The sequence below is a fragment of the Blastocatellia bacterium genome, from assembly GCA_025054955.1.
In the GTDB taxonomy this organism is placed as follows: Bacteria; Acidobacteriota; Blastocatellia; order HR10; family J050; genus JANWZE01.
Map to the genome: position 1 here is coordinate 21,945 of JANWZE010000115.1, position 23,300 is coordinate 45,244.

11 protein-coding genes are annotated in these 23,300 nt (G+C 57.0%); 1 reads left to right on the forward strand and 10 read right to left on the reverse strand.

Annotated features, from left to right (window positions below; all coding sequences use genetic code 11):
* Positions 1 to 14: 14 nt before the first annotated feature.
* Positions 15 to 1,319, reverse strand: a complete 1,305-nt coding sequence (gene aceA, locus NZ823_14990) for an isocitrate lyase (GenBank protein MCS6806435.1) — start codon at positions 1,317 to 1,319, stop codon at positions 15 to 17.
* Between the two features lie 321 nt (positions 1,320 to 1,640).
* Here aceA and NZ823_14995 point away from each other — a divergent pair, with 321 nt between their 5' ends.
* Positions 1,641 to 2,444: an IclR family transcriptional regulator gene (locus tag NZ823_14995; GenBank protein ID MCS6806436.1), complete on the forward strand. Its 804-nt coding sequence runs from the start codon at positions 1,641 to 1,643 to the stop codon at positions 2,442 to 2,444.
* Here the strand turns inward: NZ823_14995 and NZ823_15000 are convergent.
* From NZ823_15000 to NZ823_15040, 9 genes are all read right to left on the reverse strand, one after another.
* Positions 2,434 to 4,230: a long-chain fatty acid--CoA ligase gene (locus NZ823_15000; protein MCS6806437.1), complete on the reverse strand. Its 1,797-nt coding sequence runs from the start codon at positions 4,228 to 4,230 to the stop codon at positions 2,434 to 2,436. The genes NZ823_14995 and NZ823_15000 overlap by 11 nt on opposite strands.
* Positions 4,231 to 4,316: 86 nt before the next feature.
* Positions 4,317 to 5,309, reverse strand: a complete 993-nt coding sequence (locus tag NZ823_15005; protein ID MCS6806438.1) for a ketoacyl-ACP synthase III — start codon at positions 5,307 to 5,309, stop codon at positions 4,317 to 4,319.
* A 6-nt stretch (positions 5,310 to 5,315) separates the two neighbouring features.
* Positions 5,316 to 6,116 carry an alpha/beta hydrolase gene (locus NZ823_15010; GenBank protein MCS6806439.1) on the reverse strand — a complete coding sequence of 267 codons (801 nt, stop codon included), beginning with the start codon at positions 6,114 to 6,116 and terminating at the stop codon, positions 5,316 to 5,318.
* Positions 6,117 to 6,119: 3 nt separating this feature from the next.
* Complete coding sequence (locus tag NZ823_15015; protein MCS6806440.1) at positions 6,120 to 7,448, reverse strand: fibronectin type III domain-containing protein; 1,329 nt, start codon at positions 7,446 to 7,448, stop codon at positions 6,120 to 6,122.
* Between the two features lie 83 nt (positions 7,449 to 7,531).
* Entirely contained in the window at positions 7,532 to 8,332 is an 801-nt protein-coding gene (locus NZ823_15020; GenBank protein ID MCS6806441.1) for a hypothetical protein, read from the reverse strand.
* Positions 8,333 to 8,629: 297 nt separating this feature from the next.
* Positions 8,630 to 11,938 (reverse strand): carboxypeptidase regulatory-like domain-containing protein, encoded by a 3,309-nt coding sequence (locus NZ823_15025; GenBank protein MCS6806442.1) that lies wholly within the window; start codon positions 11,936 to 11,938, stop codon positions 8,630 to 8,632.
* A gap of 123 nt (positions 11,939 to 12,061) precedes the next feature.
* Positions 12,062 to 12,826 carry a 4'-phosphopantetheinyl transferase superfamily protein gene (locus tag NZ823_15030; GenBank protein MCS6806443.1) on the reverse strand — a complete coding sequence of 255 codons (765 nt, stop codon included), beginning with the start codon at positions 12,824 to 12,826 and terminating at the stop codon, positions 12,062 to 12,064.
* A 7-nt stretch (positions 12,827 to 12,833) separates the two neighbouring features.
* Positions 12,834 to 14,090 (reverse strand): sulfotransferase, encoded by a 1,257-nt coding sequence (locus tag NZ823_15035; protein ID MCS6806444.1) that lies wholly within the window; start codon positions 14,088 to 14,090, stop codon positions 12,834 to 12,836.
* Positions 14,091 to 14,094: 4 nt separating this feature from the next.
* Positions 14,095 to 23,247, reverse strand: a complete 9,153-nt coding sequence (locus tag NZ823_15040; GenBank protein ID MCS6806445.1) for an amino acid adenylation domain-containing protein — start codon at positions 23,245 to 23,247, stop codon at positions 14,095 to 14,097.
* Positions 23,248 to 23,300: the final 53 nt, after the last annotated feature.

Sequence of the window (23,300 nt, forward strand, 5' to 3'; positions counted from 1 at the left end):
GATGAGTTCTCGTGCTATGCGACTTTTGCCTCGATGAACTGTTCGGTCTCGGTCGAGCCGGCCAGCGCCGTCGTTGAGATCGCGCCGCCAGCAATGGTTTGGGCGATCTCATCAAAGTAACCGGTCCCGACAAATGTCTGGTGCTTGACGGCTGTATACTGACTCTCTCGCTCGCTGGCAAATTCCTTCTCCTGCAATGCGACGTAGGCTGTCATGCCGGTTTCTTTGTAGGCTTTGGCGAGCTCAAACATGCTGTAATTGAGCGCATGAAAGCCGGCCAGCGTCACAAATTGAAACTTATATCCCATCGCTCCCAGTTCGCGCTGGAACTTGGCGATGGTGGCGTCGTCCAGTTTTCGCTTCCAGTTGAACGATGGTGAACAATTGTAGGCCAGCAGCTTGCCGGGGAATTTAGCATGAATGGCTTCAGCAAAGCGCCGCGCCTCGCCTAAATCCGGCTCCGACGTTTCGCACCAGATCATGTCGCTATACGGCGCATACGCAAGACCTCTGGCAATGGCCGCTTCGAGACCGCCTTTGATGTAGAAGAATCCTTCAACTGAGCGCTCGCCGGTCAGGAAGGGTTGATCAACGGGATCATAATCAGCGCGGACCAATTTCGCGCTCTGTGCGTCGGTCCGGGCAATGATGATCGTCGGAACGCCCATGATGTCCGCCGCCAATCGCGCGGCGATCAATTTCTGGACGAAATCGCGCACCGGCACTAACACCTTTCCACCCATGTGTCCGCACTTCTTTTGTGACGAGAGTTGGTCTTCAAAGTGTACGGCTGCTGCGCCGGCTTCGATCATGGCTTTCATCAACTCAAACGCATTGAGCGTGCCACCAAATCCCGATTCGGCATCGGCCACAATTGGCGCAAACCAATAGACGTCGTGGCGTCCTTCAGCGTGCTGGATTTGGTCAGCGCGTTGTAGCGCGGCATTGATGCGTCGCACCAAGACCGGGACGCTATCAACCGGATAGAGGCTTTGATCCGGGTAGGTCTGCCACGACAAATTGTTATCGGCGGCAACCTGCCAGCCGCTGACGTAAATGGCCTTCAATCCGGCTTGCACCATTTGTACGGCTTGCGTGCCCGTCAATGCGCCGAGCGCGTGGATGTATGGTTCCGTGTGAAGCAGCCGCCAGAATCGCTCGGCTCCCAGCCGCGCCAGTGTGTGCTCAATCTGAAGCGACCCTCGCAATCGAACGACTTGCTCGGCGGTGTACGGACGCTGCACGCCGTGCCAACGTGTGTCGGTGTTCCATGTCTCCTTCAAGCGTTCAACCTCTGATAGTCCGTGCTGATCAATCATGACATTCTCCTTCCTCATGGTATGCGAATCTCCTTGGTTGTTTCATTGCATCGTGTTGAGCCTCCACCCCCGCGATGCTCGCGTATTGGCGAGCGCCCGAAGAGGTTTCGCGTCGTGTCCCGTTGTTCAAAATATCGAACAAACGTTCGGCATTATGATAAGGCGATGACTTTGCGGCGTCAAGCGAAAACTTATCGTGTGTTCGATATATTGAACAAAAATTCATTATGTAGAACACGCGGGGCCTCGCCATGCGCAATCGGAGCGATAGACTGTTGAACATTTTGACACGTGTCAGCCAAGCTTGCTAACATAACGAGCGTGACGCTCAAGTCCAAAAAAGCAACCGCCGCGACCAAGGAGAGCGCTTCGACAGCCGTCGAGCGCGCGCTCGCCATCCTTGAAGCCGTCTCTCAACGGGATGGCGGGATGACCAATTCCGAGATCAGTCGAAAGCTGGCCATCCCCAAGAGCACGGCCAGTTACATCCTGCGAACGTTAGAAACGCATGGCTATCTTCGACGGGATCAAGCCAACAAATATCGCTTAGGGTTGCGGGTGGTCAGTCTCAGTCATCGCGCGCTCCGCGGATTGGACATCACTGATGTGGCGATGCCGGTGCTGCGCTCGCTGGCTGAGCGGTACAACATCACCGCGCATTTGGCGATTCTCGATCAGGGCGAAGTGGTTTATATCGAGAAAGCAGATGCGCCCGGCTTCATCAAGATGGACACCTGGGTCGGACGCCGTTTGCCGGTTCATTCAACGAGCGTAGGGAAAGTTCTGGTGGCTCATCTGCCCGATGAGGAGATTAAAGCGATTATCAAAGAGCGCGGCTTGCGGAAGATCACCCCCAAGACGATCACCACCGTCCATGAATTTCTTCGAGAGCTGGAGCGCGTGCGCGCGCGTGGCTTTGCTGTGGACGATGAGGAGAACAATCTGGGCGTTCGCTGTGTGGCTGCGCCGATTTTCAATCGGCTTGGTCGGGTTGAAGCAGCCTTGGGCGTCAGTGGCACGACTGCTCAAATGGAGCGAAGCGCCATCTCGAAGCTGGCCGGCGTGTTGATGGAATCGGCGCGACGCATTTCCCAGCAGCTAGGCTATCTTTCGGTCACGCGCTAACTTCGTACAAACGCTCCAACAGCGCCCGGTAACGGCGAGCGACGACAGCTCGCTTGACCTTCAACGTGGGCGTAATCTCATCGGCTTCAATGCTCAGGTCGTGGTCTAAGATGACGAATTTCTTGATCGCTTCAGTGGATGACACGCGCTTGTTTGCTGCGGTCACGATCTGCTCGACGAGCGAAACGATCTCCGGATGTTGTGTCAATTCAGCAAACCGAGAGAAGGGAATCGCTCGCGAGCGGGCATATTCTTCGGTCTCCATCTGATTCAATGTGATGAGCGCCACCAGATAGCTTTTTCCATCGCCGTAGACCATGGCGTGGCTGATCAACGGATGTTCTTTCAGCATGTTTTCTATCAACATGGGCGATACGTTTTTGCCTGTTGAAGTGACGATCAATTCTTTCTTGCGACCGATGATCTTGATGAAGCCCTCATCGTCAATTTCTGCCAGGTCGCCGGTCAGCAGCCAACCATCCTGAAACATCGCAGCGGTTTGCTCAGGGTCTTTGTAATAACCGGTGAACATCATCTGACTACGAACGAGCAATTCGCCGTCGTCGGCTAATTTGACTTCACAGCCGGGCATCGGTGGCCCCACTGTGCCGAATTTATTGTTGTCTGGCCGATTGAAAGCGACGCAGATGTTTTCGGTGAGTCCATACGCTTGAAGAATGGGGATGCCGGCAGCGTCGAAGAATTCGGCGATGTCTAGCGGAAGCGGCGCGCCGCCTGACGTGGTAATGCGAATCTCGCCGCCAAAGTAATCTTTCACACGACTGAGCAGAGGCTGCGCCCAGTCTTGATAGCGTTGCTGAAGATCAGAGGGTATCGGTTGTCGGGCTTGTCGGCGTCGGCTGATGATACGGCCCAGTTCAAGCGCCTGGTAAAATTGGTCTCGTTCTGCTCCGGAAGCCTGTTCAAGATCGGCGATGATGCGCGCGTGAATCTTCTCATAGAAACGCGGCACGCTGCCAAAGACTGTCGGTTTCACTTCCAGCATGTATGTCCAGAGTTTTGTCAAATCATCCACAAAGTAGGCCGGCGCTCCCGCGTAGAGCCGGTTATAAAAGCCGGCGATCCGCTCAGCAACGTGGCAATACGGCAAATAGGAAAATGAGCGGTCGGTGTCATAGATGGGAATGGTGGCCAGCAATGACTCGACGCTGTTGATGATGTAGCGATGGCTCAAGCAGGCTCCTTTTGGCGGGCCGGTGGTCCCTGACGTGTAAACCATGATGGCAGTGTCGTCGGGCTGGGCACTGGCGGCTCTCTGCTGCAAGACCGGATAAGCCATCTGCCAATGTTGGCGTCCGTGGGCAAGGAATTGTTGAAAACTGCGCACGTCGGCGCCGGCGTCGGCTAACGCTTCGTCGAGCACGATGATGCGTTTGAGACGGGGAAGCGTGTGACGAACGAGTAGGATTTTGTCCAGTTGCGATGCGGTATCCACAACCACGAATGCCGCGTCTGAGTGATTGATGATGTACTGGCACTGCTCAGCCGATGCTGTTGGATAAATCCCGACGGTCACGCCGCCGGCTAGGATCGTGCCAAGGTCACTGATCGGCCATTCGGGGACCTGCCCCATGAGCACACAGACGGACGTGCCAGGGGCTAGCCCGTCGGCAATCAAAGCGCAGCCAAATTCGTGCGCCTGTTGACCCAGTTGTGACCACGGGATGCCAACCCAGCGGCCCTGTTGTCGCACATAAAACACCTCACGGTGGTGATACCGGTCAATGCGTTCCCAAAAGAGTGTGGCGATGTTCGGATAGTTCATAACACCAACGATTGGTCGAGCTGAAGCCGAAGGCCTCAACCTCGACTCCAGATTGGTCGAGCTGAAGCCGAAGGCCTCAACCACGACTACATGCAAAAAGCTGCGCACGCCATGTTCATGCCACCGCCTGAGGCGCACATCACCACGATGTCGCCTGATTGGATTTTGCCAAGATGAAGAGCGTCATCCAATGCCATCGGGATGCACGCGGAGCCGGTGTAGCCCCACTTGTCCATGATCGTATGGGTTTGGTGCATTGGTCGCCCCAGCTTTTGCATGACGGCTTTGATAGCGGTCAAGTTGACCTGTGTGAACAAGAACATGTTCACGTCGTCGAGCGTCAAATCTACCTTATTCAACACATCGTGAATGATCGCCGGCCAGCCTTCAATGTTGACTTCAGGTGGATACTTCTGGAGAAATCGAACTTTGTTGTACTTGCCTTCTTGCAGGACCGCCTCTGTGATCGGCATGAACGCGCCGCCGGCGAGGATGCCCAGATAGTTGTGGTACTGACCATCGGCGATGAGCTTGGACGCCAAGAAGCCGGGCCGTTCCTCTGACACGCGAAGAACCACCGCGCCGGCGCCGTCAGCGAAGATCGTCGCCGTCTTTTTCTCGGTCCAGTCGAGGAATTTGCTCATTGCGTAAGCCCCGATGACCAAGATGTGTCGGTAGGCCGAATCAGCGATGATGTACTTGGCAGCCACGTCCAGCGCGGTGACGAAGCCAGCGCAGGCGCAATTGATGTCGAATGTGCCTGCGTTTCGAGCGCCGAGCCGATGCTGAACGACGACCGACGTAGCCGGTGAGATGTATTCAGGCGTATCGGTCGCCACCACGATGAGGTCTAATGCTTGCGCTGTGATGCCGGCGGCGTCGAGCGCCCGGAGGCTCGCCTGTGTGGCCAGATCAGCCGTGCTCTCGTGCTCGGCGCAGAAATGACGTTGCTTGATGCCGACGACTTGGGAGACGAATTCATCAATGTTTTCGCCAAGCATCCTGTTGAAGTCTTCGTTCGTGACGACCCGTTCGGGAACGTATGATCCAGTGCCGATAATCTGCGCGAATCGAGCCATAGGCGTTTATCCGTGTTGCTGAATGAACTCAGTGACAAGGCGATTGAACTCATCGGCTTTCTCAATGAAAAAGCCGTGACCAGCGCCGCTGATCGTCATCAATGTGGCGTTGGGGATGCGTTCAGCCAAATTCTTACTATTTTCCGGTGGGACGCAGATGTCTTGATCGGCTGTGAGCACCAGCGTCGGCGCCGTAATGGCGCTGAGGCGCGCTTCGGTATCGAAGGCCATTGCCGCGATCAGTTGGTTCATCCGCGCGTGTTCCGGCATTGGGTTCTCTAGATACAGCCGGATCAGCATTTCGATTTCATCGGGGTGCTCTTGGATGAACGTCGGCGAGTAAAAGAGGCGGATGTTTTGCCGCGCGCGTTCTTCAGTGCCGAGGCCTTCCATGTCAGACATCGCTGATAGAACGTCTTCTGATGGGAGCACGTAGTGAGGGCCGCCGAAGCCAGTAGCGCAGAGGATCAGCCGGCGCGTCATCTGCGGATAAGCGAGGGCGAATTCTTGGGCAATGAATCCTCCAAGCGATGCTCCCAGGATGTTGGCCTGTTGGATGCCCAATGCGACGAGCAGCCCAGCCAGATCATCAGCCATAGTTCGGATGGTGTGTCGCTCTTCGGGCTTGTCCGACTGACCGGCGCCGCGATTGTCAAAGACGATTACTTGGAATGATTGTGAGAGCGTAGGAATTTGCTTATACCAGACCCATAGGCCGACGCCGAATCCGGCGATCAACACGAGCGGCTCGCCGTGACCATGAATTTCGTAGTAGAGCTCAATCCCATTGGTTTGTGCTTTCGGCATAGTTTATTTCCTCAGGTTGCTGACGAAGGGAAAAATGATGTCAAATGTTTGCCGACTCACAGCGAGCAGCAAGTGTGTTCGTGGATCACCGAGATTCAGCGGGGGCGTGCCCGGCAAGATAAACGGAAAGCGCGGGTCTGGCGGCAGCGAGAAGGCCAAACCGACGTTCAATGCGCCGTTCAACACGGGACTGAGTCGCAAATTCACCGGCCGGTTCGCGCTGTCCACGCCGTCTGACGGATAGGCGAAGTCCTCCGATGGACCAGCCGCGAAAATGGTCATGTAATCGGGCTTGCCGTTGGACTGCGGCGTTTCGTTGGCGTTCAGGGCGCGAAGAAATGGTGAATCGGGCTGTCCAACTTCCTGGCACAACTGGAGCAATGAGGGCGGCTCCGTGCCGCGCACATAGGGAAAGCCACAGAAGTGAGCGCCATGATTAGCGCCTGCAATGAAGACCAGATCGTCCAGTTTGGAGAGCGGATCGGCGCCACGGCTGAGTTGTTGACGAATCCACTCACGCACAATGGTGACGCCGAGCGAATGAGCTACAATGTCCACTTTCTCTGCGCCTGTGTAGGCCAGCACGGCTTCAATGAAAGCGCCGACATCCGGCACATTCGCAGCGTGTGAATGGCCAATGCTGGCGCTCGCGAAATCGCTGAAGTTATTGACTCCATCACGACCCAAGTAACTCATTGCCCACAGTTCCGCCGGCGTATATCCTTCGGCGATGAAGCGTTCAAAAAAGTTCTGGGCTTGCACTTCTCCGGCGCTGATGATCGGCACAGGTGTCACGAAATTGCCGAAGAGCCGAGCCAGCGAATATGACTCGCCGAGCCAGAAGCGGGCCGATTCGTTATTGCCATGAACGAAGATGATCGGATGGTGATACAGCACGCCGGGCCCACCGCCTACGCCTGGCATGGGCAATCGGGTCGTCGTGTCAACAGGGGATGGAAAATCGCTTGGCAAGCTACTGGGCACAGCCGGAACAGCCGCCGTGCGGAAGGACTGTGTTGGGCTGAGCGCTGTCTGTCCCGATGCGTCCACCGCCACAATGCGATAGAGGTAGCTCGTATTCGGTTCAAGATTTGTCAGAATGAGCGTGTGGTCGGTGCGAAGGCCTGCCGAGGCAGCGTGGCGTTCGTATGGATGACTCTTTCCGTAGGTCACCTGCGTGGTTGATTCGCTTGTCGTCTTCCAGGTGATTGTGACGATGCGGTGGGTGATGTTGGAAACGGCGACGTTGGAGATTTGCACGCTGCGCGCCGAGGCCTCCGCCGGAGCAACCTGTAGTGAAACGAGCGTGACAAGACAAGTGAGCAGCATCATAACGAGTTCTCCCCACTGGGGGCGAAGGCGCATAGATGGCGCTTTCTATGCGACCTTCGCCATGATCTCCGGGTTCGATTGGTTTATCTGAGGCCCGCTTGCTCCAACGTCGGCAACGCGCCGAACAAGTTGAGACCCGGATGGGCGCTCAGTTCGGTCGTTGCTGATCCAGCCGAAGCGATTCTCACCGTGATTTCATTGATAAACTCACCGGCCAGAAAGGCGGCATTCAGCTCAGGGATGGGCGTCGTCTTAGGAATTCGCATGATGTTGCGAATCCTGTATGTGCCTGGCCCAGGGAATCTCATCGTGACATTCAGTCCGTAGATATAGAATTCACCAGGGGGCAGCGTCGGCAGGATCGCGTTGGTGATCGGGCCGAGAACGGCGATGTTTTGTGGCGTCAGCAGATCACTGTCCATGAACCGGACGCCGTTGACTTCAAGCGTGTAGTCGGAGATGTACGAGTTGATGAATTGTTGTGGCGTCAGATTGGCTCCCAGCCGGGCCGGCAAGAATGAACCGACGAATCCGGGAATGATGGTGACGCCGGCAGGAAGCGTCACCTCGGCGTATGTCACGGTGACGCGCTTGGGGCCATTGGGAAATTCCTGTTCGTCATACAGAGGTGTAATGCTTGAGCCGGTCACTCTGGTTAGGGCAATCGGCTGGATCAATTGTCCGGTGAGGAAAGCGAGCAGATCAGTGGTCGCCGGACCAGCGCCCAGATTCTCGATGACCGCGCCGATTTGACCTGCCTCACCGGTTTGATAGCGCAGCGTGACAGAGGGCGGTAGCTGCTGCGCTCCGATTGCCGCCGGCATGAGCCATGAGCAGACAAACACGAAGACAATGCTAAGCCGAATGACTCTCAAACGTACCATAATCAATTCTCCTCCAAATTATTTTCTACTTTAACCGGGCCTACAACATTACCTATTTGTTGGCCGAACGTCAAAGTGATTTCTGCCGGCGAAACACGCCAGAGGCAGTGAGGATCGAGCCTCATGAATCGAACCTCGAATCACGAACCTCGAATCACGGACCACGATCCTGCGAATCACGGATCACCGACCACGGGTCACGATCCTGCGAATCACGGATCACGAACCACGCATCAAGGACCACGAATCACGAATCTCGAATCGCGTTAGGTTTCCCCCTTCAGAGCGCAGCCGTCCTTAGAAATTCAATTTGAATGCAAACTGGATCACCCGCGGGCCGGCGCTCGTGGCGGTGATACGCCCAAAGGTGGCCGGCACGGCGATGTTGGCATTCGGATTGGCAAAATTCACCGTGTTGAACAGATTGAAAAACTCGGTGCGAAATTCGGCGGTAAGGCGCTCAACAATCGGGATGAACTTCACCAGCGAAAAATCCACGTTGCGTTGGTCGGGTCCGCGCAAGATATTTCGACCAGCGTTGCCAAATGCGGCCGGCGCCACAAAGGCGTTGGTGTTGAAGAACTGGGTGAGTTTGTCGTGGACCGAGCCGCCTAGCTCAGCCGAGCCAGTGAATCCGGGCGCAAAGTCGGCGCGGTTGAAAACGCTGGCGCCGACCGCCTGAAACACGGTGAACGGTAATCCTGATTGCAGGGTGATGATGCCGCTCGTTTGCCAGCCGTTGAGCAGGTACTTGCCGATTGCCGAATCGCCGTCATAGAAATTTGGCAAATCGTACACGAAGCTGGTGATGAACCGATGCTGCCGGTCAAAGTTGGACAGACCGCGATGACTGCGATTATTGGTTTGATCGCCTGGCAGCGTGGTCAAATCATTGGCCGGTTCGCCGGAGTACTCATCAATGGACTTGCCCAAGGTGTATGAAGCGAGCATCTGCAAACCGCGCGCGAAACGTCGAGTCAAGCTCACCTGAAGCGAGTTGTAGTTGGAGACGCCGTTGGTTGAAACGATTTGCAGGCCGTTGACGGCGCCTTTGTTGCTGGCGTAGCCGGCAAATGGCGCCGGCGCCGGTCCTGGCGGGTCTTGATTGAGGTTGAACAATGTGATCAGCTTTGTGCCTTTTGAGCCGACATAGTTCACTTCAACGAGGTAATGCGTGGCGACTTGCCACTGAAAACCGAGCGTATACTGTTGAGCATACGGCGTGCTTAGATCAAGCGAAACAAACAATCCACTGATGGGCACAGGCAGTGTCGGCACAGGCCGCCCACCAACGTTGATCGCAATCGGGGACGGGTTGACCGGCGGCAGCGGAAACGCTGTTGGCGGCGGAACATCAGGGAACGGATTGGCAAAAGGCAGCGGAGCGCCGGGCAAACCCAGACCGACCGCGATGATGCCATACGGATAGTTGAACACCTGCGAGTTGGCAAAGCGCGTGGCGAAGCGATCATAGTAAATGCCGTAGCCGCCGCGCACGACGAACGTGTCGGAGCGCGAGTAAGGTTTCCAGGCAAAACCAAATCGCGGCGCCACATTCGACGTATTATCGTTAATCGTGTCGCCGATGGTGGGCACGCCGGGCAATGGTCGAGTGGCGTTGCTCAGTTGCACAAGCCCGTTAGGAGGACCGGCTGGCGCTGTGACCGTGCCGGCGCGAAACTGCCTCGGATCAAAATTCACCAATCGGCCACGATACTCGGTCAGTCCGCCAAAGAACTCATAGCGGAGACCAAGGTTGAGCGACAATTGCTTGTTCACGCGGAAGTCATCCTGAAAGAAGAGAGTGTAGTCATTAGCGCGAATCCCGCGATCCGGAACGCCAGAGCCAAGCAACGCCGTTCCCACACTGCCGCGCAGGAAATCGGAGAAAGTATTGAACGTCAATTGACCGCGCGAGAAAAAGTTGAAAAAGAAATCAACCCGATAGCGCCGCGCTTCGCCTCCCAGCTTCATCGTGTGTCGCCCACGTATGAGCGAGAGCGTATCACCGACCAGATAGGTGTTGACGGCCGAAGCTTGATCGGACAGCGCGGTCGAGCCGATGGTGAATGCGCCCGTCACGGCGATAGTTGGCATGCCGCGATAGAGATTCGCCAACGGATTCCGAATCCCGAACTGAGCCGCAGTGAACGGCTCTTCTGGCGCCGATTCAGCACGAATGCGACTGAAGCCGAACCGAACTTCATTGACGGCGTTTGATCCGAACACGTGCGTGTCGGCAAGCGAGAAGACCCGATGCCCCAGTTCAAAATCGCCGCCATAGCCGGGCACTTGAAATGGGTTGATGCCGACAAAACTGAATAAAGCTTGAAAGGCCGGCGCGTGAGAGAAGAAGAATTTCCCCGATAGCTTATTGTTGACGGTCAGTTGCGCATCCAGATTGGCGTTGAATTGGTCTTCACGGAATCGGGATATGCCGGATACAGCCGTTGGACCGGCTGGATTGGTGGAGGAGGGGATGGCAAATTGTCCGTTGGGCAATCGCGCATTGAGAATGGCCAGCGCCACATCGTTGATTTGCGCTTCCGGCACGCCAAACCGCGCCGCCAATCCGGCGCGCGTGCGATCATTCGTCAATGGGACCAGTTGATTGCCGACGGGAAAGTTGAGGTTGAGGAAGGCGAGGCTATTGGAGAGCGATGCGCCGTTGCGCTCGCGTGTGCCTTGATACGAACCGAAGAAAAACAGTTTGTCACGAGCGATCGGTCCACCCAATGTCCCGCCGAATTGATTGCGTGTCAGAATCGGTCGTTCCTGACCCGATGCGTTCAAAAAGAAATCGTTGGCATTCAGGACGCGGTTGCGAAAGAACTCATACAGATTGCCGTGAAATTCATTGGAGCCGGATTTGGTTACCGCCATCACGTTGCCGCCCGGATTGCGTCCATGCGATGCATCATACAGGCTAGTTTGAACGATAAATTCCTGAATGGCATCCGGGGCTGGCGAGGCCAGATTCGGCGTTGAGTTCGTTCCGGGGCTGTTAATTTCCACGCCATTGACCAGCACATTATTGCTGGTCGTGCGCTGACCGTTGACCGAGATGGTAATGTCGCCACGCCCCATCTCCGTGTTGTTGGAGAGACTGGCCACCGTGCCGGGAGAGAGCGCGAGCAATTGTTGAAAGTTACGTGTCGGCAGCGGCAGTTGACGAATGCTTCGTTCCTCTACCACACGACCTTGCTGCGAGGTCGTCTCTTGCACGAGTGGCGGCTCGGCTGTCACGGTGACCACTTCGATCTGCGCTGCCGGCGGCAATGTGATATTAACCGACGTTGTCTGTGTGATACGCACTTCGACGTTCTCGACAACGATGGTCTTAAATCCTGGCGCTGATGCTTCCAATTTATACCGGCCGGGCGCCAGTAGCGAGAAGACATAATCGCCGAAGTTGTTGGTTGTTGTTTGGCGCTCTTCGGACGTGCCGATGTTGGTGAGTTTCACCAGAGCACCGGCAATCCCAGCGCCGGTCTGATCGCTCACCAACCCGCTGATTTGACCGGTCGCGCCAGCCTGCCCCAATGCCGAAGCAGGCAATGACAAGCTTAATACAATGACGATGAGGGCATTTTTCCATTCTATCATCACTTTCCTCCTTCAATAGGTTTAACACATGTGAACGACGGAGAAATCTCCATTTTCATCGTTCGTGGCGTGTTGTTACACATAATGGGATCAATTGGCAAGTCTGTTGAGCGGCGGCTGCAATCAGCCGCGTTGAACCCAGTGGCAATGAGGCCTCCATTGCCAGCAACGGAGCTGCCAACCATGGCCTTCAACGGCGACCGCGGCTGCAAAGTCCGGTCCCAGGTCTAACGCTTCAAGCGACCACCGCTGCATCTGTGACGGCTGTGATCTTACTGCCAGCAAGCGAGCCGGCTCGCCCGGTGCGAGCGATACATCAAATTGATCGAGCGGCATCGAGAGACCCGTGCCGATGGCTTTGATGTACGCTTCTTTGCGCGTCCAGCAATTGAAAAAGCCTTGCAAACGCTGAGCGGCGGGCAATGCTCGGAGGGCCGCTTGCTCTGCCGGTGAAAAGAACCGTTTGGCAATATCATCACAGGCCAGGTCAGCTCGAAGCCATTCCACGTCAATGCCCAGCTCCCGATTGAGCGCAAACGCCATCAGCGCCAAGCCGTGCGAATGCGAGAGATTGAAGCGAAGCAGGTTATTGGGATCATCACCATCGAGTTGAGGTTTTCCATAGCGGCTATAGCAAAATCGTATCTGGCCCGGCTCGATGTTCAGGTAGCCGGCGAGCAACGTTCGCAAAACGCCGCGCGCGACGATGAACTGGCGACGGTCCTTCTCAAAGTGAAATCGGTCGGCGCGTTGCTGCTCATCTGATGCCAGCAGTGAGCGGAGCCATGCCACAACCGTATCCGGCTGGCGCGACGTCACACGCCACACATGCACGTGATCGGGTAGCAACAACAACCCTTCTGGCGGTGCAGCCCACTCCGATGGCATATCGCAGTTATTCAGGTTTGATGTCGAACCTGCGGCTGTATTCACCGAATTGTTGATCAATCGTGGCGCGGCTCAAGCCAAATGTGTCCGGCGAATAACGGTGGACTCCATGTTTGTATTGAGGATGGGCATCGAGCCAACGCTTCATGCCGCGCTGCATGGCAGCACTGTACGGATAATCGAAAAACTGATAGATGTGCTGTACGGTCCCGATGGGATCGGCCATCAGCGCGTGATAGTCCACATCGAGAAACTGGGACGGGTTGGCTCGTTCACGAACTTCGATTGCGCGGCTGAGCGCCAGGCGCAGCATCGAAACGACACGTTCGCCGATCAGTGACAGCTCAACGCGGTTGCTTCCCAATTTCCTATAGGCGGCGGCCAAGCTGCACATCGAGGGTATGACTTTTTGCGGGTCTCGATGGGTCCACACGAGACTGGCGTCAGGGAACACCGTGAGCAGCGCATCGAGCCAGAACAAATGGCATGGTGATTTGAGAATGCACGGTTCGCCGAATTGCCGTGACAGCAGCAATTGGAGTTGGCGGCGATAGTAGCGGTAGTCAGGGATCATATCGTGGTTGACCAGCCAATGCCGATACCCCGCGCCGCCCTGCAGTCCCAGCGGGAGAAAATCAATGAACTGGTTCTGCAGCAGAATGATGCACTCTTCAGGATCAAGCGCCCCTGACAGATGAATCCGGCGCAGCGCAGGCAGTGATTGGCGAATCATCCAATTGACGATTTGAATTCTGCGGCGACGTGGGTCTTTGGCGGGCGGTTGACCGACCACGAGTGGGCACGGGTAGAGCAATTCCCAGTACCGTGGAACGCGCGCTGACGGGTCTTGGGCCAGCAAGTTGTGCAGCAGCGTCGTGCCTGTGCGCGGCAGGCCGATAATGAAGATCGGCCGTCGTATGGGGATGGCTCGGATGTCCGGATGCCGTTTCAATGTATCCTGGATTCTCAGCCGATTGAAAAGCATGCGGAGAAACATCTGACGAATCATCAGACGACCGATCAACGTCAGATCAGCATCGTTTTGGTAGGTCTCCAGCAGCAATCTGAACTGAGGTTGGAACTCTTCGTCGCCCCAGTCTGACAGACCCGCGATGCGCTCTGCTGCGTTCAGCAATCCTGCTTCCGACAGGTCTACCCATGAGCGATGGCCAAGTGGCTTGCGCTCTGCCATCCAATTGACGGCTCGCAGCAGCCAGGGCAATTTGATCTGCTCAATTGTTGCGTCTGTTGATGGCCGACCCATACTGTCATGCTCCCTCGGAATTGGCGGAAAGTGCGGGTGGCACCTCCAGAAAGCCGCTGTCAATTAAATACTGGAAGTAGACCTGAAGCAGCTTTTCGTCAGCCGGCGGGCATACGATGGACGACCCGGCCAAGCCGGCTCTGGCGCGTTGTTGATCAATGATGACGCGCGCAGGCGTGAAGAGCCCTTCCGTCAGCCGTAGCTTATCGAAATGAGCAGCGCCCATTATCATCGCCGTCGAGGAGCCTATCAATGCCTGCGCCAGCGTGGCGGCCAATTCGGCGATTTCTCGTTGCCATTGTTCGGTTGGCACAACGCGCAGCCGATAGCCGTACGTGCGCATCCACTCGACCAACATCTGGACTGGCATCGGCTCCGGGTTGAGCAGGTGGAATGATTGACCAACTGCTTCGGGTTGTCGTGACAGGTAGACAATCGCTCGGCTGACGTAATCCACCGGCGTCAGATCAAGCTGGTGCTGGATTTCTCGGTCGGGCACGGATTGCAATTGAATCCAACCTTTGATGATTTGACAGAGCAGATCGCTGTGGTTCCAGACGCCTGTTTGACTGTGGCCGGTTACCCGACCAGGCCGATAGATCGTCACCGGCAGACCTCTCTGTCGCGCTAGTGTGACCAGCTTTTCAGCGACCCATTTGCTTTGCGCGTACCCGCCGTAGAGCGGCCCCGTGGTCTCAATGTGGTCTTCTTCGCGGAAGCTCACATCGGCTGAGCGCTCCGGCAGCGCCCATACGGATAGCGTGGAAACATAGTGCAACGGTTTGGTTTTCGCATGACAGGCCAGCCGCAAGACTTCATGCGTGCCGTGCACATTGGTCGGTTTCAAGGCTGAATAGGGATAGACGAAGTTGACGGCTGCGCCGTTGTGGTAGATCACGTCAATGCGTCGCGCTAGCTCGTCGAATTGCGCGTCGGTCAAGCCCAGGCGTGGTTCCGTAAGATCGCCGAGCACCGGCAAAATCCTATCAGCGTAGCTCGGCTGCCAGATGCGGTAAGATTCCATGCTCGTTTGAATCTTGCGCCGAGCGGCTTCGGCGTCCGCTGCGCGAACAAGGCAGTTGATCTGAGCCTCCGTTTGACAGAGAAGTTCATGAAGCAAGAAGGCGCCCAGAAAACCGGTCGCTCCGGTCAGCAGCACCGCCTGCGGCAAGCGGCTCAAATCGGGCGCTGGCGCTGCCGGTTGAATAGCCGGATCGAGCACGGCCTCGCTGGTGAGTTCCGTGACGGTCATCGGCGCCAGCGTCGGCGAGGCCTCAATGGTATTAAGGCTTTCAATGACGGCGGCTGACTCAGCGATAGTGGGAGCGTCAAACAGGATGCTCACAGGGATGTCTCGCTGCAACACTTCCTGCATGCGATAGACGACTTGAACGACCAGCAGCGAGTGGCCGCCAAGTGTGAAGAAATTATCATGAATCCCGATCCTGTCCACTTTGAGCACTTCCGACCAGATGGTTTGCAGTGTAGCTTCCAGCGGCGTTCGCGGCGCCACATAGGATTTTGCTCGCCCGACGTCGTCCGACGAAGGCGGCGGCAGCGCCCGCCGATTGAGCTTGCCGGTCGCCGTCAGCGGCAGTCGCTCCAGCGTGACATAAGCTGAAGGGATCATGTACTCAGGCAATGTGGCTCCGAGGAATTGGAGCATGTGATCAGGCGTCACGGCCTCACCCTCATGCAGGACGAGATAGGCAACTAACTGATGCGCCGGCCTGTCGCCGTCTGCGCGAGAGACCACAACGGCCTCTCGCACGGCTGGATGCCGCAGGATCGCCGTTTCAATTTCTCCCGGCTCAACGCGATACCCTCGAATTTTAATCTGCTCGTCATTGCGGCCAAGGAACTCAATGTTGCCGTCCGGCAGGAAGCGCCCCAGATCGCCCGTCTTGTAGAGGCGCACCAGACCGTTGCTGCTTCCATCAGGGCACGGCCACCAGATGAATCGTTCGGCGGTCAGTTCCGGCCGATTCCAATAGCCTCGCGCCAGGCCAACGCCGGCAATATACAACTGGCCGGGCACACCGATGGGTGTTGGTTGCATCTGCTCATCCAGGATGTAGACGCGCATGTTGGCATTGGTTCGACCAATCGGCACAGTTCGGCGTTCCACGCTGCCGGGCGACACCCAGCAGGTGACGTCAATGGTCGTTTCCGTTGGTCCATACGCATTGCGCAACTCTGCCATTGGCAGGCGCTGGTGGAAGCGACGCACAAGCGACATGGGCAACACTTCGGCTCCAGCAATGACTACACGGAGAGCATCGCACCTGTGCAGCTCCGGTTCGTTCAATATCAGCTCCAGCATCGAAGGGACAAAGCCAGTGTAGGTGATCTGCTGCTCGGCCATCAACTTGACCAGATAGGCGCTGTCTCGTTGACCGCCTGCTCGGGCGAGCACCATGCGCGCGCCGACAAGTAGGGGAGCGAAAATTTCCCACACCGACACATCAAAGCTGATGGACGTTTTCTGAAGAATCCGGTCGTGAGCCGTCATGCCCGACATTGTCCGGCTGGTGAGCAAATAATTGACAATCGCTCGATGGGGGATCATCACGCCCTTGGGCGCGCCGGTGGAGCCGGAGGTGTACATCACGTAGGCGAGATGGTCGGCTGTGACGGGCGATGTAGGATTTTGCCTGTTCGTTTCCCACGGGAATGTGGCGAGGCACACAACGCGCGGCGCGCGCCGATCTTGCTCAGTCTCTGTGGGAGCTGACCCGCTGGACTCGCTGCTGGCAAAGAGTCGGGCTTGCAAGCGTTCATCGGTGAGCAACACAGGACACTGTGAATCGCGCAACATGAATGCCAGCCGTTCGCGTGGGTACGCCGGGTCCAGTGGCACGTAAGCTCCGCCAGCCTTGAGTGTCGCCAGCATGGCGACGATCACGTCAAAACCGCGCTCCAACGCGATGCCGACAGGCACGTCAGGGCCGACGCCCAGCGATTGCAGATGATGCGCCAGATGATTGGCGCGTGTATTCAACTCATCATAGGTCAACGATTGGCCTTCGCTGACGATGGCGATGGCCTCCGGCGTTCGTTCGGCTTGCGCTGCAACCAGCTCGTGTAAACAGGCATCACGAGGAAACGGAACATCGGCTTGGTTCCACTCAACGAGGATGCGCCGGCGCTCTTCATCGCTCATCAGCGCGAGGCGGGAGAGCGGTTGCTCAGGTTGAGCGACGATTGATTCCAGCAATGTCATCCAATGTTTGACGAGGCGCTCGGCAGTTTGATCGGTAAACAGATCCGTTCGATAAAACAGTGTGGTCGTCGTCTTCTGATTGCGCTGACTGACGCTGAGGATCAGGTCGAAGCCGGTCATCGGCTTGTTATGAAATTCGAGTGGCGTCACCGTGAGCTGACCGAGCGTGATCGGCTCGGTAGGAAATTGCTGGAGGGTGAAGAACGTATGAAGGACAGGCATCCGACTGGGGTCCGATGGCGGCAGAATAGCGTCTCTCAGATGATCAAACGGGATGTCAGGATGCGAGAGCGCCTCCAGGCAGACAGCCTGCACACGATGCAGCAACTGGCGAAACGTTGGATCGCCCGATAGATTCACGCGCAAGGGCAGGCCGCCGGCAAAGAAGCCGATCAACTCCTGTATTTCCGGGCGCGTTCGATTGGCCACCGGCGTTCCCACGATCAAGTCCTCCTGTCCTGAGTAACGGTACAGGAGCGTCAGGTAGGCAGCGAGCAACAAGGCGAAGAGCGTGACGCCTTCCTGTCGGCTCAGCGTTTCGAGCGCGTGCAGCGTGGAGGCTGGAATCTCTGCGGCGCGTTTGTCAGCATCCAGCTTGATGGCTGGCGGTCGAGGAAAATCCGTGCGCATGTCAAGAATCGGCAGCTCGCCGCCCAGTTGTCGCTTCCAGTAGGAAATTGCCTCCGTCAGATCAATCGGCGGTTGCTGCCGTTGCCAGTAGGCGATATCGGTGTATTGCAGCTTCAGATCGGGCAATGGTGATGAGCGCTGATGCGCGAAAGCCTCATAGAGCGTGGTCAGTTCTCGCACCAACACACCCGCTGACCAGCCGTCGAACAGCAAGTGGTGAATCGAGATGAACAAAATGAAGTCATCGTCGGCCAGCCGCGCCAGCAAGAAGCGAAACAGCGGCCCGCGCGTCAGATCGAATCGCGTGTTGATGATTTCTTGGCCCAGTCGCCACGCTTCGTCCTCTCGCTTGTTCGGCGGGGAGTTGCGTAGATCGCGCACCGCCAGCGGGAACGGCGCATAGTCATGGATGCGATGAATCGGTTGTCCTTTGTGCGTGGTGAACGTGGCGCGCAGAATGGAGTGACGCCGAACGATCTCATTGAGGCTCCGTTCGAGCGCAGGGATGTCGAGTTGACCCTGCAGCCGGAGGGCGACCGGAGAATCATAGGCGATGGGGCGTTCGTAGCGCATGCCGCGTTCATACAGTTCAATGGCCCACAGCGCTTGTTGACTGTAGGACAACGGCAAGAGCGCGTCAGGCGGGGCCGGCTGGATGGGCTGAGCTGGCTTCGCCGAGTGGAGGCAGGCTGTGTCAATGATTCGAGCCAATCCGGCGACCGTCGGATGCTCAAACAATGTCTTCACAGCAATGCTGACGTCCCATTGTTTGCGAATGAGCGAAACAAGTCGCATGGCCAGCAGCGAGTGTCCGCCCAATTCAAAGAAATCATCATCCGCGCCGACGCGCTCAACTCCCAACACTGTTGCCCACATCGTGGCCAATGTTTTTTCCGTCGGCGTGCGCGGCGGCACATAGACGCCATCACGTGCCAGATTGGCTCGATCCGGCGCGGGCAGCTTCGCGCGATCCAGTTTCCCGTTGGGTAACCTGGGAAGCTGTTCCAGCAAGACGCAGGCTGAGGGAATCATGTGCTCAGGCAAGATCGGTTTTAAGTAGGCGCGCATGTCGCCGACTGACAAGCCCTGCCCGTCATGCGGGACGATGTAAGCGACCAGCCGCGTCACGTTGAGCGGGGCGCCAATGGAGGTGGCAGAGCTGTCCTCAGACGTGCCAATGACAGCCACATCGCGCACTGCCGGATGTTGTCGCAGTGTGCTCTCAATCTCACCGAGTTCGACGCGCTGACCGCGAATCTTGACCTGTTGATCAAGGCGGCCCAGGAATTCAAGAGACCCATCAGGCCGATAACGCGCAAGATCGCCAGTTTTGTAGAGCCGGAGTTCTTTCTCATTGGTGGCCGATTGACCATCGAAGCCTGACCATTGAATGAATTTTTCTTCGGTCAGCTCAGGCCGATTCAGGTAGCCCCGCGCCACGCACACGCCGCCAATATGTAATTCACCCGGAACGCCTGTCGGTGTTGGCCGTCCGTGCGTGTCGAGCACGTAGGCTTGGACATTTCCGATAGGGCGTCCGATGGGAGCGGTTGAATGCGACCATCCGCGCTCGGCAATCCAATGTGTCACGTCAATGGTCGTTTCCGTCGGGCCATAGGTGTTGACCAGTTGCGCGTTGAGGCATTGATAAAACCGTTCGATCAGGTTGACGGGCAGCGCTTCGCCGCCGGAAAAGACGTAACGCAGCGCGCGGCATTGCTTGAAGTCGGGCTCGTCCAGCAGCAGGTGCAGTAATGATGGGACACACTCCAGCAGGGTCACCTGTTCTTCTTTGATGAGTCGCGCCAGATAGGTGCTATCATGGCGACCGCCCGGACGAGCGATGACGACGCGCGCGCCGCCCAGCAGTGGTTCAAACAGCTCCTGCAAAGCAGCATCATAGGCCAGCGAATTTTTTTGCAGCATGCAATCAGACGGGTTGATGCCATACGTCTGCACGCCCCAGAGCAAGCGGTTACACAAGCCCTCATGTTCGATCATGACGCCTTTGGGTTGACCGGTGGAGCCGGACGTGTAAAGGACGTATGCCAGATGATGCGCGGCTAGATCGTTGATAGGATTTTGTTCAGGCTCGGCGGCAATGGCCTCTAGTTCGTCCTCCAGAGAGATCACTGGCGCCATCACGTCGGGGAGGGCGCAACGAACCGTCTGCTGGCTCAGCACGAGCGAAACCTGAGCGTCGCGAAGCATGAAGGCCAACCGTTCATTGGGATACTCCGGATCAAGCGGCATGAACGCGCCGCCGGCTTTGAGGATGCCCAGCAGCGCGACGACCGCCTCAACGCTTGGTTGCAAGCACACGCCCACAATCGCCTCAGGGCCGACGCCACGCTTTTGCAGGTAGTGAGCCAGTTGGTTGGCGCGACGGTTCAACTGATCGTAGGTCAGCGACTGCGCTTCGTCCATGATCGCCGTGCGAGCTGCGTGTTGACGCACTTGCGCTTCAAACAGCGCGGGTAACGTTCGCTCGCGCGCCGCCGGCTGCCAAGCGGTTTGGTTGAACTGGACCAGCAGCCGACGTCGCTCATTTTCATTCAACAGACTAATCTGGTTGATCGGCGCGGCGCTATCGCTCAGCAGCGCGTCAAGCACGCTCAGGAAGTGCTGCGTGGCTAGTTCCGACTGCTCCGGTGAGAACACATCTTCGTGAAAATCGAATACGAGAGTCAGTCGGCCCGTCTGGTTCAGGTCATGAATGAGCAGGGCCAGACTATCCACTTCATGGCCATTGTGAATCGGTTCATAGTGCATCGGCGCGCCGGCAAACCGCGGCATTGTGCCCGTTCGATAATTGATGAGCACCTCATAAGTTTTTTCTTGCGCCGGATTGCGAATGGTATATTGCGCGTGGCGAGCCGTTGCCAGCATTTCGGCTCGCGCTTTTTCGGCGAGCGAGGCGAATGTATCTGTCTGGTCAACAGTGATGCGCAACGGCGCAACCTGCATCAACAATCCGATGGTGTCTTTGAACGCCCGGGATCGGCGGTTATGAAATGCTGTGCCGATGGAAAGGCGCCGATGATCGCCAATGTGTGACAAATAGGCGCACAGCGCGACGAGAAAGAGATTGAATACGGAAGCTTCCGGCGTCTTTGCCGTGAATGGAGGCTGCGCCGCGAGCGTTTTAATGCGGCTCGTTCGCTCGGCGTTCAGCTCAATCGAGATGCGTCGCACGCGCGTCGTTTTGATCAACGGCGCTTGGCCGTAGAATGTAATGGCGTCAACCGGCTCAGCTAGCTTTTTGGTCCAGTACTCGTGATCCTGCCGGTAACGGTCCGAGTGACGATAAGCGCGTTCCTCGGCGACGTACTCTTGGAACTGTGGGAGCGGGATCGTCTCCGGCAGCGCGCCCTGCTGCGAGGCCTGATAGAGCTCGGCCAATCGTTCAGCAATGGCGATGGAAGAGCGACCGTCGCTGACGATGTGGTGGGTATTGATGAACCAGATGAATCGCTCCTCGGCGAGCTTAATCAGGGCCGTGTAGAACAATCGTTGGTCCAACTGAAACGGCATCTGGGCGTGCTCGGTTAACCATATTGCCGCTCGCTGGTCAGGGTCCGGCTCTCCAGAAAAGTCCACATACTCAACTGAAGCTCTCAGGTGAGCAAGCACCCGTTGCTGCGGCACGCCGTCAACAGTGTCAATGACAGTGCGCAGCGCGTCGCTGGAATTGACCAGCGTTTGGAACGCGCGCCGGAAGTGGTCGAGGTCAACCCGTGTTGGGATGGTGAACGTTCGTGGTTGATTGTAGAGTGGCACGTCTGGCATGAGTTGCTGGCCCAGCCAGATGAGTAACTGATTTTTGGTCAGGTCCGATTGCTCAGCAAATTCGTCGAATGAAGCTGTGAGGTTGGTTGACGCCGTTGATGGAGCTGCGCTCCCGATGAACGAGGAGAGTTCGGTCAGGGATTGTTCGGGAGCGTCCAGCACGCGTTCAAGCAGTGTCTGAAACTGCTCTGCCCAGCCAGCAATCGTCTCGGCGTCGAATAGATCGGTATGATACTTGAAGTGTCCGTAGAGTGTGGTCGGTCCCTCCCAGACGAATAACGACAGGTCGAGCGGGGTGAGGCCGTTGTCCACATGCAGGGGGCTGACGGTCAAGCCCTGATGTTCAACGGTCGGTTGAATCGCCGGTTGATGGACGAACGCGACATGCTGCAACACTGGCCGGTTTAACTGGCGCGGAGGATTTAACGCTTCGATCAATTTCTCGAATGGTAAATCCTGATGAGCGAATGCGCCGAGCGCGACGTCTTGAATGTGGCGGAGCCATTGTCGGAACGTCAGATGGCCGGCGTAGCGAGTCCGCACCACCAGCGTGTTCACGAAGAATCCGATGAGACTCTGCGTCTCCGCACGGTCGCGTCCGGCCACCGGTGTTCCGATTAAGATGTCGTCATGATCGGACAAGCGGTGCAGCAGCAGACTGAACACTGCCAGTAGCAACATGAACATGGTCACGCCTTCCTGACGGCTAAAGGCTTTGAGCGATTGAATCAGGCCGGGAGGCAGCGCGAATGGATGAATATCGCCGTTGAATGTTCGGATGGCCGGTCGCGGTCGGTCAGAGGGCAGATCGAATGTCTGAGGCGCTCCATCCAGGTGATTGCGCCAGTAGGCCAGCAACGTGGCCAGGCGCTCGCCTTGCAGATGCTCTCGCTGCCAGCGCGCGTAATGGCGATATTGAATCGGCAGAGCCGGCAAGGGCGATGACGCGCCACGCGAGAACGCGTCGTAAAGCTGCCCAAGTTCGCTGGCAAAGATGGCCATCGAGATGCCATCGGAGACGATGTGATGCAACGTAATGCAAACGACGTGTTCATCAGGGCCGCAGCGGGCCCAGAGGATGCGAAATAATGGGCCGGTGGATAAATCGAACGCCGTGCGCGCCTCCTCTTTCACCAAGCGGTTGATCTCGGTCTGTTGTTGTTCGGTGGGAAGTTCACTCAGGTCTATCAGCCTGAGCGGCACGGTTGGCGCCGGCGCGATCACTTGGAGCGGTTCGCCATCTTGGTAATGAAAGGTGGTGCGCAAAATCTCGTGCCGCTGGACGATCTCCTGGAACACGCGTTGAGCGGTGTTCAGATTGACGTGGCCGATCACGCGCAATGCGCCGCTGACGTTGGCCACGGGGCTGCCCGGGTCCATCTGGTCGAGAAACCAGAGACGCAGTTGATGAAACGAGAGCGGCGCGGTTGTGTTCTGACGCGCTTTCTGCTGAAGCGCTTTGGCCAGTAGCGCGCGTTTTTCCGTAGGACTAAGATCAGCGAATCGTTTTGCCATGGTCAGAGTTCATCAGAGCTGGGTAAGACCACGACACCCGATAGGCGCTCTGG

What these genes read in the sequence shown, in the direction of transcription:
- aceA (MCS6806435.1), bottom strand. Translation starts at nt 1,319, where the DNA reads ATGATTGATCAGCACGGACTATCAGAGGTTGAACGCTTGAAGGAGACA.
- NZ823_15000 (MCS6806437.1), bottom strand. Translation starts at nt 4,230, where the DNA reads ATGAACTATCCGAACATCGCCACACTCTTTTGGGAACGCATTGACCGG.
- NZ823_15005 (MCS6806438.1), bottom strand. Translation starts at nt 5,309, where the DNA reads ATGGCTCGATTCGCGCAGATTATCGGCACTGGATCATACGTTCCCGAA.
- NZ823_15010 (MCS6806439.1), bottom strand. Translation starts at nt 6,116, where the DNA reads ATGCCGAAAGCACAAACCAATGGGATTGAGCTCTACTACGAAATTCAT.
- NZ823_15015 (MCS6806440.1), bottom strand. Translation starts at nt 7,448, where the DNA reads ATGATGCTGCTCACTTGTCTTGTCACGCTCGTTTCACTACAGGTTGCT.
- NZ823_15020 (MCS6806441.1), bottom strand. Translation starts at nt 8,332, where the DNA reads ATGGTACGTTTGAGAGTCATTCGGCTTAGCATTGTCTTCGTGTTTGTC.
- NZ823_15025 (MCS6806442.1), bottom strand. Translation starts at nt 11,938, where the DNA reads ATGATAGAATGGAAAAATGCCCTCATCGTCATTGTATTAAGCTTGTCA.
- NZ823_15030 (MCS6806443.1), bottom strand. Translation starts at nt 12,826, where the DNA reads ATGCCATCGGAGTGGGCTGCACCGCCAGAAGGGTTGTTGTTGCTACCC.
- NZ823_15035 (MCS6806444.1), bottom strand. Translation starts at nt 14,090, where the DNA reads ATGGGTCGGCCATCAACAGACGCAACAATTGAGCAGATCAAATTGCCC.
- NZ823_15040 (MCS6806445.1), bottom strand. Translation starts at nt 23,247, where the DNA reads ATGGCAAAACGATTCGCTGATCTTAGTCCTACGGAAAAACGCGCGCTA.